Here is a 15769-nt window from a genome sequence, read left to right as displayed (position 1 = left end):
TTCAACGTCTTAGGCAATCGACACGGCTAACCATGCGCACCAGTCAATATTTGCTCGCCACCCAGAAAGAAACCCCTGCCGACGCAGTGGTCATCAGCCATCAGCTCATGCTGCGTGCCGGCATGATCCGCAAACTGGCCTCCGGCCTGTACACCTGGCTGCCGATGGGCCTGCGGGTAATGCGCAAGGTCGAGGCCGTGGTGCGTGAGGAAATGAACGCCGCCGGCGCCCTGGAAGTGCTGATGCCAAGCATCCAGCCTGCCGAGCTGTGGCAGGAGTCCGGTCGCTGGGAACAGTACGGCCCTGAGCTGCTGCGCCTGAAGGACCGCCACCAGCGCGACTTCTGCGTTGGCCCGACCCACGAAGAAGTCATCACCGACCTGGCCCGTAACGAGCTGTCCAGCTATAAACAGCTGCCGCTCAACATGTACCAGATCCAGACCAAGTTCCGTGACGAGATCCGCCCGCGCTTCGGCCTGATGCGCGGCCGCGAGTTCATCATGAAGGACGCCTACTCGTTCCATGCCGACCAGGCTTCCCTGCAGGAAACCTACGACCGCATGCACCAGGCGTACAGCAACGTATTCACCCGCCTGGGCCTGGACTTCCGCCCAGTGCAGGCCGACACCGGCTCGATCGGTGGCAGCTACTCGCACGAATTCCACGTGCTGGCAGAATCCGGCGAAGACGACGTGATCTTCAGCGACAGCTCCGACTACGCCGCCAACATCGAGAAGGCCGAGGCCATCCCGCGTGAAACCGTGCGCCCTGCCCCTACCGAGGAGCTGCGCCTGGTCGACACGCCAGAGGCCAAGACCATTGCACAACTGGTTGAAAACCACGGCCTGGCGATCGAGAAGACCGTCAAGACCCTGATCGTGCGCGGCGCTGAAGAAGGCAAGCTGATTGCCCTGATCGTTCGCGGCGACCACGAGCTGAACGAAATCAAGGCCACCAAGCTGGAACAGGTTGCCGACCCTCTGGTCATGGCCACCGAAGCCGAACTGCGCGACGCCATTGGCGCCGGTGCCGGCTCGCTCGGCCCGCTGAACCTGCCGCTGGAATGCATCATCGACCGTTCGGTTGCCCTGATGAGCGACTTCGGCATCGGCGCCAACATCGACGACAAGCACTACTTCGGCGTGAACTGGGAGCGCGACCTGCCGGTTCCACAGGTCGCCGACCTGCGTAACGTGGTCGAAGGCGACCCAAGCCCGGACGGCCAGGGCACCCTGGTGATCAAGCGCGGCATTGAAGTGGGCCACATCTTCCAGCTGGGCACCAAGTACAGCGAAGCGCTGAAGTGCCAGGTACTGGGAGAGAACGGCAAGCCGGTGGTTCTGTCGATGGGCTGCTACGGTATCGGTGTGTCCCGCGTCGTCGCCGCTGCCATCGAGCAGAGCTATGACGACAAGGGCATCATCTGGAACGATGCCCTGGCCCCGTTCCAGATCGCTCTGGTACCGCTGCGCTACGAAACCGAGGTGGTTCGCGAGGCAACCGACAAGCTGTACGCCGAACTGACCGCCGCCGGCTTCGAAGTGCTGCTGGACGACCGCGATAAAAAGACCAGCCCAGGCATCAAGTTTGCCGACATGGAGCTGATCGGCATCCCACACCGCATCGTCGTCAGCGATCGCGGCCTGGCCGAAGGCAACCTGGAGTACAAGCACCGCACCGAGCAGGACGCCCAGGCGTTGCCGCTCAATGAAGTGCTGAGCTTCCTGCAGGCCCGCGTTCGCCGCTGATAACCAATGCACGAGTGATCATGTTCAAGCGAAGTACCTTTACCCTGGGGGGCGCCGCACTGTGCGGCGCCCTGCTCGTCAGCGGCTGCGCCAACCAGATGTCCCAGCGCAGTGACCACGAGGAGCGCGTCGAGCGCAAATTGCTCGAGCACACCCTGCAGATCGATGTCGGCGAGCCGAAGGTGATGGAGCTGCCGCAACGACGTGTGCGCGTGCATGAGCAAAAGCGCTTCGAAGTCACCGAGTTCGAAGTCACCCGTCGCTATGACCGCTACACGCCTTACCAGCCCTGGCGGGAGGTCTACGAGATCCCGCTGGGTGCAGTGGCCGTGGTAGCGGGCGTCGGCGCCAACGTGGTCAACGTCTTCGCTTTGGGCAACCTGCCGGAAAGCATCACCCATGACTGGCTGAGCTATGGCGTGGACGGACTCAACCCGTTCATGAACGTGCCGTCCAACGGGCGTGCCCAGCAGAACCTGGCCGGGATCAGCGAAGTGCAGAAAGGCAAGCGCGAGGAATCGACCAGCGTGCCCTGGAGCGAACGCCTCGTCGAGGTCAAAGCCGGCAAGATGACCCACGAGCTGACCACCGACAGGAACGGCGTGCTGCGCCTGAACCTGCTCGACAGCCCGTTCTCCGAGCAGAATCTCAACCACGTCGGCACCCTGCACCTTCAGGTACTCGACGAGGACAACGCGGTGCGGGGTGATGCCAGCCTGCTGGTCAGCGCCACCTTGCGCAACAAGCTGCTCGAAGCCCACGAGCTGATCTTCGACGACCTCGAAGATGATGATGTCGGCCAGTGGGTACATCGGGTGAAGCGTCTGTCGGAGCTGGGCCTTGAAGAAGAAGCCAGTGAAATGGAACAAAGCCTGATCGAGCTGACTCGCAACGATCCGGAGCTGCAGCAGGAATTTCTGCAATCGCTGACCAAGGCCACTGGCCGGTTGGTGGCAGATCCGGGCGTGCAGTAAAAGAAGGGGCCGCTATGCGGCCCCTTTTCATTCAGGCGTAAACAGCTCCAACTGCTCATGCGCTCCGCGCAAATCGCGCAACCTCACCCCTACCCCCAGCAAGCGCACCGGCTTGCCACCCCGGGCGAACGCCTGCCCCAGAAGCTGTCGATAACTTTCAAGGTCCCGCCCGGCCCCTGCCTGCTCCATCGTGGTCTGGCTGAAGTCATGGAACTTGACCTTGACGAACGGCTTGTCCGGCCGATAACTGCTGTCCATACGGGCGATGCGCTCGTTCAGGCTCTCCAGCAGCTCGGGTAACCGCGCCAGGCAACTGGCCAGGTCCGGCAGGTCGGTGTCGTAAGTGTTTTCCACACTGACCGACTGCCTGCGGCTGTCATTGTGTACTGCACGCTCATCTACACCCCGCGCCAGCCCCCACAAACGCTCGCCAAAGCTGCCAAACTCACGCACCAGTGCCAGGCGCGACCATTCACGCAGGTCAAGGCAGGTTTCGATGCCCAGCCGCGTCAGTTTATCTGCCGTCACCTTGCCCACCCCATGCAGCCTGGCCACCGGCAAGGCGGCGACAAAGGCCTCGACCTCGCCCGGGGTAATCACGAACAGCCCGTTGGGCTTGCGCCAGTCACTGGCAATCTTGGCCAGGAACTTGTTTGGCGCAACGCCCGCCGACACGGTGATATGCAGTGTGCGGGCGACACGCCGGCGGATATCCTCGGCGATGCGCGTGGCACTGCCCGAATACCACTGGCTGTCACTTACATCCAGGTAGGCTTCGTCCAGCGATAAAGGCTCGATCAGCTCGGTGTAGTCGCGGAAGATCGCATGGATTTCCCGCGAGGCCTCACGGTAGGCCTCGAAGCGCGGCTTGACGATCAACAGGTCGGGGCACAGCTTCAGTGCATGCCGTGACGACATGGCCGAGCGCACACCATAGGCACGCGCTTCATAGTTGCAGGTAGCGATCACCCCACGGTGCTCAGGCGAGCCCCCAACCGCCATGGGCCGCCCGGCCAAGCGGGGGTCGTCACGCATCTCGATCGCGGCGTAGAAGCAATCGCAGTCGACGTGGATGATCTTGCGCAAGGACATGGATGGCCGTCAGCACTGTAAATTCATACAGATAGTATCGCATGCGACCTGCCTGAAACACCTCACCCGCTGCATCACCCGACAATCTGCCTGAAAGCCCCGTCACGCCTGAGCCGCTTGCTGCTGACGAGCGCTAAGGGTTTGAACAAAAAAGGGTTTTTCAATGAAACTGCTTGACACTGTGGCGTAAATCCGTAGAATTCGATCTCACAGGCGCGGGATGGAGCAGCCTGGTAGCTCGTCGGGCTCATAACCCGAAGGTCGTCGGTTCAAATCCGGCTCCCGCAACCAGATTCAAGAAAAGGCCACTGTTCATACAGTGGCCTTTTTCTTTGCCTTCGAAAAAGTAAAACCGAAAAACCTTTGATAAATCAAAGCTTAGCGCTTGACACACCCTCAGCAAACTGTAGAATGCGCCCCACAGACGCGGGATGGAGCAGTCTGGTAGCTCGTCGGGCTCATAACCCGAAGGTCGTCGGTTCAAATCCGGCTCCCGCAACCAAGTTCAAGAAAAGGCCACTGTTAACGCAGTGGCCTTTTTCTTTGTCCACTGAAACTGCCATCGGAAAAACATCGACAAATCAAAGCTTAGCGCTTGACATACAAACCACACGCTGTAGAATCCGCCCCACTGACGCGGGATGGAGCAGCCTGGTAGCTCGTCGGGCTCATAACCCGAAGGTCGTCGGTTCAAATCCGGCTCCCGCAACCATATTCGTCAGAACAAACCCCGCCTGTTTAACAGCAGCGCGGGGTTTGTTGCTTCTGCCCTTCCTGCTTTTCGTCGCATCAATTTTCCCCGCCCTCCAGCCAACACGCAGGCTTGAGGCATCGTGCCCAGGATGAACTATCTTTAACCCTGCCAAGCCGCTGAAAGCGCCTGAGGCCGGAGTAACATTGGATACGTTTTCTTAAGGGACTTTAACTTGGCCGTACCTCCCCTCAACCTCGCGCTGCATGCCCGAGGCAACCCATGACTTCTCACAACCCCGAACCTCCGGTGCCACTGGCCTCGGCGCTACCCGGTGCCGTGCAGCGTCTGCCCTTGCTCGAACGCGTGAGCCGCTACCGCCAGCCCATCGGCCTGGCAGTGACCCTGGTGCTGTTCACCATGGCGTTGATTGCCTGCCGCCACCTGCTGAGCGAGCTGGACATCTATGCCTTGCACGATGCCATGCTCAGCGTACCGGCCCAGTCAGTGCTGGGTGCATTGCTGGCGACCGTAATCGGCTTCGTGATCCTGCTGGGTTACGAGTGGTCGGCCAGCCGCTATGCCGGCGTGAAACTGCCGGCACGCAGCCTGGTGCTTGGCGGCTTCAGCGCCTTTGCCATTGGCAACGCCATCGGGCTGTCGATGCTTTCGGGTGGCTCGGTGCGCTACCGCCTGTATGCACGCCAGGGGCTGGGCGCTGGCGAAGTCGCACGCATGACCGTGTTTGCCAGCCTGTCGCTGGGCTGCGCGCTGCCCCCCCTCGCCGCCTTGGCAACCTTGAGCGACCTGCCGGCAGCCTCGACCGCACTGGGGTTGGCGCCTGGCCTGCTGGCAGGTATCGCCGCCGCCGTGCTGGTGGCGTCCGCCCTGCTGGTGTTCGGCCTGTACCGCCGGCGCTTGGCCGAACAACCGCTGGCCAATAACCTGCTGGTGCAACTGGGCCGCCGTACACTGCGGCTGCCGGGCGGGCGCCTGGCCGCCCTGCAATTGCTGATTACCGCGCTGGATGTGGCAGCGGCCGCCACCGTACTGTATCTGCTGCTGCCTGAAGCACCACCCTTTGGCGCGTTTGTGCTGGTGTACCTGCTGGCCCTGGCCGCAGGCGTGCTCAGCCACGTACCGGGCGGCGTCGGGGTGTTCGAAGCCATCCTGCTGGCGGCCTTTGCCGACCAGCTGGGTGCCGCGCCGCTGGCGGCCGCCCTGCTGCTGTACCGGCTGATCTATGTGGTGCTGCCCCTGCTGCTGGCCTGCGTACTGCTGCTGGCCAATGAAGCCCGGCGCCTGCTGTTCGCCCAGCAGGCCATCAAGGCCGCCTCCGGGATGGCCGCCCCCATCCTGTCGATAATGGTATTCCTGTCTGGGGTGGTGCTGCTGTTTTCCGGCGTCACGCCCGAGATCGACACGCGCCTCGAGCACATGGGCTTCCTGGTGCCGCACCGGCTGATCGATGCCTCGCACTTTGGCGCGAGCCTGATCGGCGTGCTGTGCCTGTTGCTGGCCCAAGGCCTGCGCCGGCGGCTGTCCGCGGCCTGGCTGCTGACCACCGTGCTGCTCCTGGTCGGTGCCCTGCTGTCGCTGCTCAAGGGCTTTGACTGGGAAGAGGCTTGCCTGCTGACCTTCACCGCGGCCCTGCTAGCCCTGTTCCGTCGCTCGTTCTACCGCCCCAGCCGCCTGCTGGAGCTGCCATTTTCGCCAGTGTTCCTGGTGGCCAGTGCCTGTGCGGTCGGCGCATCGGTGTGGCTGTTGTTGTTTGCCTACCAGGATGTGCCCTACAGCCATCAGCTGTGGTGGCAGTTCACCCTCGACGCTGATGCCCCGCGCGGCCTGCGCGCCGCCATGGGCAGCGCCTTGCTGCTGGCTGCCTTGGCGCTGACCTGGCTGCTGCGCACCGCGCCGCCGGTGATCCACCTGCCCGACGACGAAGAACTGCAGCGCGCCAACCGTATCCTGCTGGCCTCCGACCAGCCCGACGGCGGCCTGGCCCTGACCGGCGACAAGGCGTTGCTGTTTCACCCACGCGACAATGCCTTCCTTATGTACGCCCGTCGCGGCCGTAGCCTAGTGGCCCTGTACGACCCGATCGGCCCGGCCCAGGAACGCGCCGAAATGATCTGGCAGTTCCGTGACCTGTGCGACCTGCACCACGCCCGGCCAGTGTTCTACCAGGTGCGCGCCGAAAACCTGCCGTTCTATATGGACATTGGCCTGACCGCACTGAAGCTGGGCGAAGAAGCCCGGGTGGACTTGCGCCGCTTCGACCTCGAAGCCAAGGGCAAAGAGATGAAGGACCTGCGCTACACGTGGAACCGCGGTGGCCGCGACGGCCTGAGCCTGGAAATTCACGAACCTGGCCACGCCCCGCTGGCAGAGCTGAAGGAAATTTCCGATGCCTGGCTCGACGGTAAAAACGTGCGCGAAAAAGGCTTTTCGCTGGGGCGCTTTAGCCCGGAGTACCTGCAGCATTTCCGCATCGCCCTGATCCGCTTCCAGGGCCGGCCGGTGGCGTTCGCCAATCTGCTGGAGACCCACAGCAACGAGCTGGCCAGCCTCGACCTGATGCGTGCACACCCCGAGGCACCGAAGCTGACCATGGAGTTCATGATGATCGGCCTGATCCTGCACTACAAAAGCCATGAGTATTCCCGCTTCAGCCTGGGCATGGTGCCGCTTTCAGGCCTGCAGCCGCGGCGTGGCGCGCCCCTGACCCAGCGCCTGGGCTCGATGGTGTTCCGCCGTGGCGAACAGCTTTACAACTTCCAGGGGCTTCGACGCTTCAAGGACAAATTCCAACCGGATTGGGAACCCCGCTACATGGCCGTGCCGGCCGGGCTCGACCCGCTTGTGGCACTGGCCGATACTGCCGCCCTGATTGCAGGCGGCCTGACTGGATTGGTGAAACGTTGATGACCCGACGCTTTTGGCTGTACCTGCTGGTTCCTCTGCTGCTGGCCGCCCTGGGAGGGGTGCTGGCATTCTGGCTGTGGACGCGCCCGGCCCCCGAGGCGCGCCTGGAGCAATTGAGCAGCAATGGCGCCAGCATCACCCGCGTGACCCCGGGCGTGCACCCCAAGGCCCGGGTGGCCATCGGTGTGCCACAGGATCAGGCGCTGACGGACAAGCAGTTGCTCGACCTGAGCCAGGCCGGTGAAGCCCAGCTGGTGCAGGTGGTTTTGCCGCCTAACGACTGCAGCAAGCAGCAACAGGTCATGGACCAGGCCCTGGCCGAGCTGTCCGACAAGCCGACATTGGTCGCTGGTATCGGCCCTGGCGCCGCCCAGGCCTGGCGCTGGCTGGCCAGCCAGAACGACGACAAGGCCCGGGCAATTTCCGTGGACTTCACCGTCGAGCAACCCGGCTGCCAGGCACCGCTGCCCAAAGCGGCTGCCCATGGCCACTGGAACGTCGCCTGGAACGACAACCCGGATGACGCCAGTGCCGCGTTCGTACGCGACCAGGCCAATGCCGAAACCAGCATCAGTGACTACGACATCCACTTGCCACAAGTGCTCAAGGCCCAGCTGACCCAAGCGCTGGTAGGCCACGATGGCAACGCCCTGGCTATCCCCGTGGTAGAAGTGCCGGCCGGGCAGACAACCGACACAGTCACCCTGTTCCTCTCCGGTGACGGCGGCTGGCGTGACCTGGACCGCGATGTCGCCGGGGAAATGGCCAAGCTGGGCTACCCGGTGGTGGGTATCGACACCCTGCGCTATTACTGGCAGCACAAGACCCCGGAGCAAAGTGCGGCCGACCTGTCCGAGCTGATGCAACATTACCGGCAGAAGTGGGGTACCAAGCGCTTTGTACTGACTGGCTATTCGTTCGGTGCCGATGTGCTGCCGGCAATCTACAACCGCCTGCCGGTGGAGGACCAGCAACGCATCGACGCGGTGATGCTGCTGGCCTTTGCCCGCAGCGGCAGCTTCGAGATCGAGGTCGAGGGCTGGCTGGGCAAGGAAGGCCAGGAGGCCCCAACCGGTCCGGAAATGGCCAGGCTGCCGGCCGCCAAGGTGGTGTGCGTGTATGGCGTGGAAGAGACCGACGAAAGCGGTTGCACCGAAAAGACCGCGGTGGGTGAGCGCCTGAAGCTGCCTGGGGGGCACCACTTTGATGAGAACTACCCGGCGCTGGCCAAGCGCTTGATTGGTGAGATCGAGACACGCCAGGGCAAGTCCAGCGTCGCCGAACAGAACTGATAATGATTGGGGCCGCTTTGCGGCCCATCGCCGGCAAGCCAGGCTCCCACATCTACTGCGCACATCTCCACCATTGTGCTCTCCCTGTGGGAGCCTGGCTTGCCGGCGATGGGCTGCATAGCAGCCCTTGGCAATCAGATCTCGACCTGGGTCCCCAGTTCGATCACCCGGTTCAGCGGCAGGTTGAAGAAGCGCAGATTCCCGTTGGCATTCTTCAGCAAGAACGCGAACAGGTTGCCCCGCCAGCGCGACATCCCCTCCAGCCGCGACGCGATTACCGTCTCGCGGCTGAGGAAGTAAGTGGTGCGCATCGGGGTGAAGTCCAGATCGTCCAGATGGCACAGCCTCAATGCCGCCGGCACGTCGGGCTCGTCCATGAAGCCAAAGTGCAACAGCACTCGGAAGAACCCGTCACCATAAGCCTCCACCTCGAAGCGCTCCTGCTCCGGTACCCGCGGCCGGTCCTCGCTGACCACAGTCAGCAACACCACCTGGCTGTGCAGCACCTGGTTATGCAGCATGTTGTGCAACAAGGCGTGGGGCACGGCATCCGACCGGGCAGTGAGGAACACCGCCGTCCCTTCGACCCGGTGCGGCGGCTGAATGCGGATACTGCTGATGAACAGCGGCAATGGCAGCGCACCTTCGTCAATGCGCTCCACCAGGATCTGCTTGCCGCGCTTCCAGGTGCTCATCAGCAGGAACAGCACACCGCCAGCCAGCACCGGGAAGGCACCGCCTTGGACGATTTTCGGCACGTTGGCGGCGAAGAACAGCCCATCCACAAACAGGAAGCCCACCAGGATCGGTACTGCCAGCACCGGCGGCCACTTCCACAACAGCAGCATCACCGCCGACACCAGAATGGTGGTCATCAGCATGGTGCCGGTTACCGCCACGCCGTAGGCCGCCGCCAGGGCGCCGGACGACTCGAAGCCGATCACCAGCAGCACCACGCCCACCATCAGCGTCCAGTTCACGGCGCCAATGTAGATCTGCCCCTGCTCGTCGCTGGAGGTGTGCTGGATCTGCATGCGCGGAATGTAACCCAGCTGGATGGCCTGGCGGGTCAGGGAAAAGGCCCCGGAAATGACCGCCTGCGAGGCGATCACAGTGGCCATTGTGGCCAACCCGACCAACGGCAGCAGCGCCCAGCTCGGCGCCAGCAGATAGAAGGGGTTGCGGGCCGCCTCCGGGTTTTGCAGCAGCAGTGCACCCTGGCCGAAATAGTTGAGCACCAACGCGGGCAGCACCAGGATGAACCAGGCCCGGGCGATCGGCTTGCGGCCAAAATGGCCCATGTCGGCATACAGCGCCTCGGCACCGGTCAGCGCCAGCACCACGGCACCGAGGATGGCGACGCCCATGCCTGGGTGAACCACGAAGAAGTTCACCGCCCAGCCCGGGTTGAAGGCCTTGAGCACTTCCGGGCTCTGTGAGATACCGTGCACGCCCAATGCGCCCAGCACCACGAACCAGGTGACCATGATCGGGCCGAACAGCTTGCCGATTTTCTCGGTGCCGTGCTTCTGCGCCAGGAACAGCGCCACCAGCACCACCAGCGAAATCGGCACCACCCAGTGGTCGATTCCGTCAAACGCCAGGCCCATGCCCTCCACGGCCGAGAGCACCGATACCGCCGGGGTGATCATGCTGTCGCCATAGAACAGCGAAGCGCCGATCAAACCGCAGATCACCATCAGCGTACGCAACCGCGGGTAGGCGGCCGTAGCCCGCCGCGCCAGCGCGGTCAGCGCCATGGTGCCACCCTCGCCCTGGTTGTCGGCGCGCAGGATGAACATCACATACTTGAACGACACCACCCACAACAGCGACCACAGGATCAGCGACAGGATCCCCAGCACGCCATCATGGTTGACCGGCACCCCGTAGCCGCCGGTGAAGACTTCCTTGAGGGTATACAACGGGCTGGTGCCAATATCGCCATAAACCACCCCGACCGCCGCCACGAGCAGGCCCAGCGACCGCGCCGCCCCCTGCTTCCCCGCGTGCCCGCCCTCGGCGTGACTGCTTGCCTGAACCATCGACCACTCCCGCAGACGGCCATCTCGGCCTTTAGTATTCACTCGCGCGCCAGGCCCCCGAAGGCACCTTCACGCAACGGCGCGAAGCATAGCGCAGCGTTCGTCGTATTTCTGCTGGTCAAGCGACCTTGCGCTCGCTAGAATTGCGCACTTTTTGATCAGAGGCGCCAAAAAGCGCCCGTCAAGATCGCCCGCGATTCCGGCCGGGCGACCTGCATTCAATACCGAGGTTAGTCATGTCCACCACGCCCGCCACCCCCAAGGTAGGTTTCGTAAGCCTGGGTTGCCCAAAAGCCCTGGTCGATTCCGAGCGCATCCTCACCCAGCTGCGCATGGAAGGCTATGAAGTCGTGCCCACCTACGAGGACGCCGACGTGGTGGTGGTCAACACCTGCGGCTTCATCGACAGCGCCAAGGCCGAGTCGCTGGAAGTGATCGGCGAAGCGATCAAGGAAAACGGCAAGGTCATCGTCACCGGCTGCATGGGTGTCGAGGAAGGCAGCATCCGTGACGTGCACCCCAGCGTGCTGTCGGTCACCGGCCCACAGCAGTACGAGCAGGTGGTCAACGCCGTGCACGAAGTGGTACCGCCACGCCAGGACCACAACCCACTGATCGACCTGGTGCCGCCACAGGGCATCAAGCTGACCCCGCGCCACTATGCGTACCTGAAGATTTCCGAAGGCTGCAACCACAGCTGCAGCTTCTGCATCATCCCGTCGATGCGCGGCAAGCTGGTCAGCCGCCCGGTGGGTGAAGTGCTGAGCGAGGCCGAGCGCCTGGTCAAGGCCGGGGTCAAGGAGATCCTGGTGATTTCCCAGGACACCAGCGCCTACGGCGTCGACGTCAAGTACAAGACCGACTTCTGGAACGGTCGCCCGGTCAAGACCCGCATGCTCGAACTGTGCGAGGCCCTGAGCAGCCTGGGTGCCTGGGTACGCCTGCACTATGTGTACCCGTACCCGAACGTCGACGACGTGATCCCGCTGATGGCCGCCGGCAAGATCCTGCCGTACCTGGACATCCCGTTCCAGCACGCCAGCCCGAAGGTTCTCAAGTCGATGAAGCGCCCTGCCTTCGAAGACCGCACCCTGGCGCGCATCAAGAACTGGCGCGAACAGTGCCCTGAGCTGGTGATCCGCTCCACCTTCATTGTCGGCTTCCCAGGCGAGACCGAGGAAGACTTCCAGTACCTGCTGGACTGGCTGACCGAAGCCCAGCTCGACCGTGTGGGCTGCTTCCAGTACTCGCCTGTAGAAGGCGCCCCGTCCAACGACCTGGGCCTGGAAGAAGTGCCGGACGACATCAAGCAAGCGCGCTGGGACCGCTTCATGGCCCACCAGCAGGCCATCAGCACCGCCCGCCTGCAACTGCGCATCGGCAAGGAAATCGAAGTGCTGATCGACGAAGTCGAGGAACAGGGTTCGGTTGGCCGCAGCTTCTTCGATGCCCCGGAAATCGACGGCAGCGTGTTCATCGATGGCGACCATGGCTTCAAGCCAGGCGACAAAGTGCGTTGCCGTGTAGTGGATGCCGACGAATACGACATGTGGGCAGAGCCCATCTAAAACGGCTGAAACCTGAAAAGCCCCTGCCCTGGCATTCCCCGCGAGAATGACCGGCGCAGGGGCTTTTTTCGTTAAAACGTGTGAAACAGCATCAGGCCACCCTCTGCATCCGGGCTGGCATCAGAGAAGCCTTTGACCGCATAGAGCTGGACTTTCCATTGCTGGTTGAGCTTGTGGGTCAGGAACAGGGTGAGTTCCTTGATCTGCGAACCAGTCGAGACCACTTTCTGCCGCCAGTCGTAGGAGGCGCCCGCGGAAGTACCTGCAGCCACAGGCAGGGCGAAGCCAAGGCTGATAAATACCGGGTCGTCAAAGTCGCTGTCGGGCGGGTCGCCGAACTTCTTCCAGCCCAACGTCGCGAAGCCGGTGACCGGGCCAAAGCCCTTGGTGATGTCGACCTGGGCGGTGTAGTCGTATTCACCGGTGCCAAGGCACTGGTCTTCATCGGCGGTGGGGAATTTGACCTTGCCGATCAGGTCGAGCATCAGGCCGCCGTCACTGCCATCCAGCAAGGCATACCCGGCGCTGGCGACCGTGTCCCCCAGCCCGCTTTCCTCATCCCGGCAACCTCCGGGCAGGGGGTCACCATTGGGGCCTACTTCCGGGTTGGTGATACGCAACCAGGGCACGGTGACCTTGTAGGTCATGGGGCCGGTTTCATATTTGCCGACCACAGGGACGTACCAGATTTCCGAAGTGGTACCTGTGCCATAGTCGCCACTTGAATAGTCCATGCCGATGGCGGTGCTGAAGGTATCGGCCATGGTCGACGCACTGGTGCATGACAGCAGGCAGGCAAAAAGAGGGAGCGCGGGTCTCATCTGCACCTCAGTACCCATTCGGGAAGTGTGGTCGGACTTCCCCAGCCTAGTTGCCTAACGCCCGGACCGCTCCGGATGCTCTACTTTTTCGACGGTCTCTACCTTTTCCGGCCTTTCGATGGTTTCGATTTTCTCGACTTTTTCCACCTTCTCGACCTTTTCAGGCTTTTCTACTTTCTCTACCTTTTCGACTTTTTCGACTTTTTCGACTTTTTCGACTTTTTCGACTTTTTCGACCTTTTCGACCTTTTCGACCTTTTCGACCTTTTCGACCTTTTCGATCTTTTCAGGCTTTTCGACTTTTTCGACCTTCTCAACTTTCTCGACTTTCTCGACTTTCTCGACCTTTTCAGGCTTTTCGGCCTTCTCAACCTTTTCCACTTTCTCGACTTCAACCTTCTCTACCCGATCACCCTTCCCACTGTTGCTGCTCTCGGGCTGCTCCACGGTTTCGACATGCTCTGACTTGCCAGACTTGTCCACGCTTTCAGACCTGCCGTGACCGCTGGCGTCTTCAACGGTACTGCGCCCACTGTGATCATCACTGCTTTCGCTGCGAACACTGATCGCCTCGCTTGTTCCATGGCCGCTATTGTCGGAGCCGCCTGACTCACTGCTGCCGTGCTCGCCGCCGTGCCCCGAATGGCCTCGGTCCGGGTTGTCAGCACGGTCATCCTGGAGTTCCACACGGGTGGCCCGTAACTCGTGAGTACCACTGAGCACGCCGCTGACCCGAACGCGTTGATCGAGCGCCAACACTGCAGGCTGCCTGCCGACAACCACGGTGCCCTGCCCCAGCGTCACATTGATGCCCGCGACCACCAGTTGCCGTGCCTGCACGCGCTGCACCAACCCTTCGACCACCGCCTGCTGGACGCGGCCAGCAAACGGCAGGCTCGGGTCTGGACGGGTTTGTGCCACTTCCAGCTGGCGCCCGGTCCACTGACCGCGCACCAGCACTTCGCGCGCGGGGGCTACGCGGGTGCCCAGCGTCAACCCTTGCAGGCTGCCTGGGCGGTCGATTGCACCAATGGCACTGGCCTCTCTGAGGCCCGGCGCCCGTTCGATACGGGTTGCCACCACTTCGCCCGTGGCATCGCGCAGACCACTGACCCGGACCGGCTCGCCTGCACGCAGCCCTTCAGCCACCCGCGCGCCTGCGGCGAGCCGCACAGGCTGGCCCATCACCCGCAGGGGGGCCGATGCATTGGGGAGCGCCGTCAGCGGCCCTTCGTAGACGTTGAGGATCGAGATACGCCCTGCCTGGAGACCACGCTGGGTGGCAATTGCCTCCACCGCTACAACCTGCCCGATCGCCAGGTGAGCACTGCTGGCGGGTGCACCGTTTTCACTCACCGGCACGTCTTTGCCATAGTGCACTTCCATGCCATTGACGCAGATCGAAGCAAACCCGGTGATGGTGCCGACGATGCCGGTACCACCGGTACCGCCTGGGCGCAGGATCGGCGCACCGGTACCACCTACCCCGCCGTTACCGTGATCAAAGTAGGTGCCGTCCACACCTTCGGCCACCGCGCCAGTGCCGCCGGTGCCGCCAGGGCGTTGCGGGAGAGGCGCGCCAGTGCCGCCGACACCACCGTTTTCACTGCGTGCACCGGTACCGCCTGTCCCCCCCGGAAACTGCAGGCCTGTGGCACCGGCCATGCCCACTTCGTCGCGGCTGACACAAACCGGTGCTGCAACCACCTCGGTAGGCGACGCCAGGTTCAACCCCAGGACCAGGGCAACGGCAACGGCACGGAGGCAGCGCGTGAGGGGCGTCATGGGCCTGGCGTCTTGGACAATTCGGGGTCGGTAGCTTCAGTGTAGAAATAAAGCCCGACAGTGATGCGCTGACGTTGCTCCGCGCTGGGCCCATCAACGTTTTCCAGCTCTGCTGCGAGCCGGCTGAAGGCCAGCAGCGTCTGCATGCCATCTTTGGCAACCACTTCACGCACGTGCTCGACGCTGGCCGGGCTCAAAGCATCATAGTGCACACTGCGCTCGAAGAACGGCAGGCCTTGGCCACTGAGGTTGTGCACCGCTGCGCTGGCATGGTCATGCAGGTTGTGGCCGAAGTACGCGGCTTTTTCATCGAAACCTGTCTGCGGCACGAACGCCTGGGCTTGCAGGTGCACACGATCCTGCTCATCAAGCCGGACGATGCCAAGGCGCAACCACTCATCCAGCACCACACGCCCGCGGATATCAGTGCTGACCGTGGCCACCAGGGCATCGAATGAGCCCTCGCCACCCACACTTGCCAAACGCGGCAGTGCCAGTGCCTGGCCAGGTGCCGAGCAGAACGGCGGGCGGGTGGTCCATGCATTGACCAACTGTGCGCCCAGGGTGATGTTCGCCGGCAAGGCCTCGAGTTCCATGCCACCTTCGCTGCGCAGCCGCCGGACATCCTTGCGATGCACGCCTGTAAGCAGGCTGACGCGGCTGTCAGTGGGCGGGGTGCCGTCCAGACGAAACTCACGATGGGCCACGTCGACGAACACCTCCTTGAGCAGGTCGGCGAACATCGTGTAGGTAACCCCTTTGCGCAACATCAAGCGCACCAGCGGTCGCATGACACGCCGCAGTGCGCTTAACATCGAAGGGGGCAGA

10 protein-coding genes and 3 tRNA genes are annotated in these 15769 nt (G+C 62.8%); 8 read left to right on the top strand and 5 right to left on the bottom strand.

What is annotated here, in order from left to right; genetic code table 11:
• The first annotated feature begins 32 nt into the window (after positions 1-32).
• On the top strand, positions 33-1748 hold the full coding sequence (locus tag PP4_RS05840) for a proline--tRNA ligase (RefSeq protein ID WP_016498316.1): 1716 nt from the start codon (positions 33-35) through the stop codon (positions 1746-1748).
• A gap of 20 nt (positions 1749-1768) precedes the next feature.
• Entirely contained in the window at positions 1769-2722 is a 954-nt protein-coding gene (locus PP4_RS05835) for a hypothetical protein (RefSeq protein WP_016498315.1), read from the top strand.
• Positions 2723-2749: 27 nt separating this feature from the next.
• Here PP4_RS05835 and dinB read toward each other — a convergent pair whose 3' ends face one another.
• The gene (gene dinB, locus PP4_RS05830; RefSeq protein WP_162471781.1) at positions 2750-3808 is read right to left on the bottom strand and encodes a DNA polymerase IV; all 1059 of its coding nucleotides are present in this window, start codon (positions 3806-3808) and stop codon (positions 2750-2752) included.
• A gap of 220 nt (positions 3809-4028) precedes the next feature.
• Between dinB and PP4_RS05825 the strand changes: the two genes are divergently transcribed.
• The 5 genes from PP4_RS05825 (at position 4029) to PP4_RS05805 (ending at position 8722) form a co-directional block, all read left to right on the top strand.
• Positions 4029-4105, top strand: a tRNA-Met gene (locus PP4_RS05825).
• 134 nt (positions 4106-4239) lie between these two features.
• Positions 4240-4316: transfer RNA gene (locus PP4_RS05820), tRNA-Met, on the top strand.
• A gap of 133 nt (positions 4317-4449) precedes the next feature.
• A tRNA-Met gene (locus tag PP4_RS05815) sits at positions 4450-4526 on the top strand.
• Positions 4527-4787: 261 nt separating this feature from the next.
• Complete coding sequence (gene mprF, locus PP4_RS05810) at positions 4788-7430, top strand: bifunctional lysylphosphatidylglycerol flippase/synthetase MprF (RefSeq protein WP_016498313.1); 2643 nt, start codon at positions 4788-4790, stop codon at positions 7428-7430.
• Entirely contained in the window at positions 7430-8722 is a 1293-nt protein-coding gene (locus tag PP4_RS05805) for a virulence factor family protein (protein ID WP_016498312.1), read from the top strand. The genes mprF and PP4_RS05805 overlap by 1 nt, the downstream gene beginning before the upstream one ends.
• A gap of 134 nt (positions 8723-8856) precedes the next feature.
• Here PP4_RS05805 and PP4_RS05800 read toward each other — a convergent pair whose 3' ends face one another.
• Positions 8857-10767 (bottom strand): potassium transporter Kup, encoded by a 1911-nt coding sequence (locus PP4_RS05800; protein ID WP_016498311.1) that lies wholly within the window; start codon positions 10765-10767, stop codon positions 8857-8859.
• A gap of 236 nt (positions 10768-11003) precedes the next feature.
• Here PP4_RS05800 and rimO point away from each other — a divergent pair, with 236 nt between their 5' ends.
• Positions 11004-12335, top strand: coding sequence for a 30S ribosomal protein S12 methylthiotransferase RimO (gene rimO, locus PP4_RS05795; RefSeq protein WP_016498310.1), 1332 nt, complete (start codon positions 11004-11006; stop codon positions 12333-12335).
• A 71-nt stretch (positions 12336-12406) separates the two neighbouring features.
• On the opposite strand, the gene PP4_RS05790 is transcribed toward rimO, so the two are convergent.
• From PP4_RS05790 to PP4_RS05780, 3 genes are read right to left on the bottom strand one after another with little or no spacing between them, the layout of a single operon-like run.
• On the bottom strand, positions 12407-13156 hold the full coding sequence (locus tag PP4_RS05790) for a hypothetical protein (RefSeq protein ID WP_041167617.1): 750 nt from the start codon (positions 13154-13156) through the stop codon (positions 12407-12409).
• Between the two features lie 54 nt (positions 13157-13210).
• Complete coding sequence (locus tag PP4_RS05785) at positions 13211-14941, bottom strand: DUF5666 domain-containing protein (protein WP_016498308.1); 1731 nt, start codon at positions 14939-14941, stop codon at positions 13211-13213.
• Positions 14938-15732 carry a DUF6502 family protein gene (locus PP4_RS05780; RefSeq protein ID WP_016498307.1) on the bottom strand — a complete coding sequence of 265 codons (795 nt, stop codon included), beginning with the start codon at positions 15730-15732 and terminating at the stop codon, positions 14938-14940. The genes PP4_RS05785 and PP4_RS05780 overlap by 4 nt, the downstream gene beginning before the upstream one ends.
• Between the last annotated feature and the right edge of the window lie 37 nt (positions 15733-15769).

It is taken from the genome of Pseudomonas putida NBRC 14164, assembly GCF_000412675.1.
Classification (GTDB): domain Bacteria; phylum Pseudomonadota; class Gammaproteobacteria; order Pseudomonadales; family Pseudomonadaceae; genus Aquipseudomonas; species Aquipseudomonas putida.
This window is presented reverse-complemented; position numbering and strand designations above follow the sequence as displayed.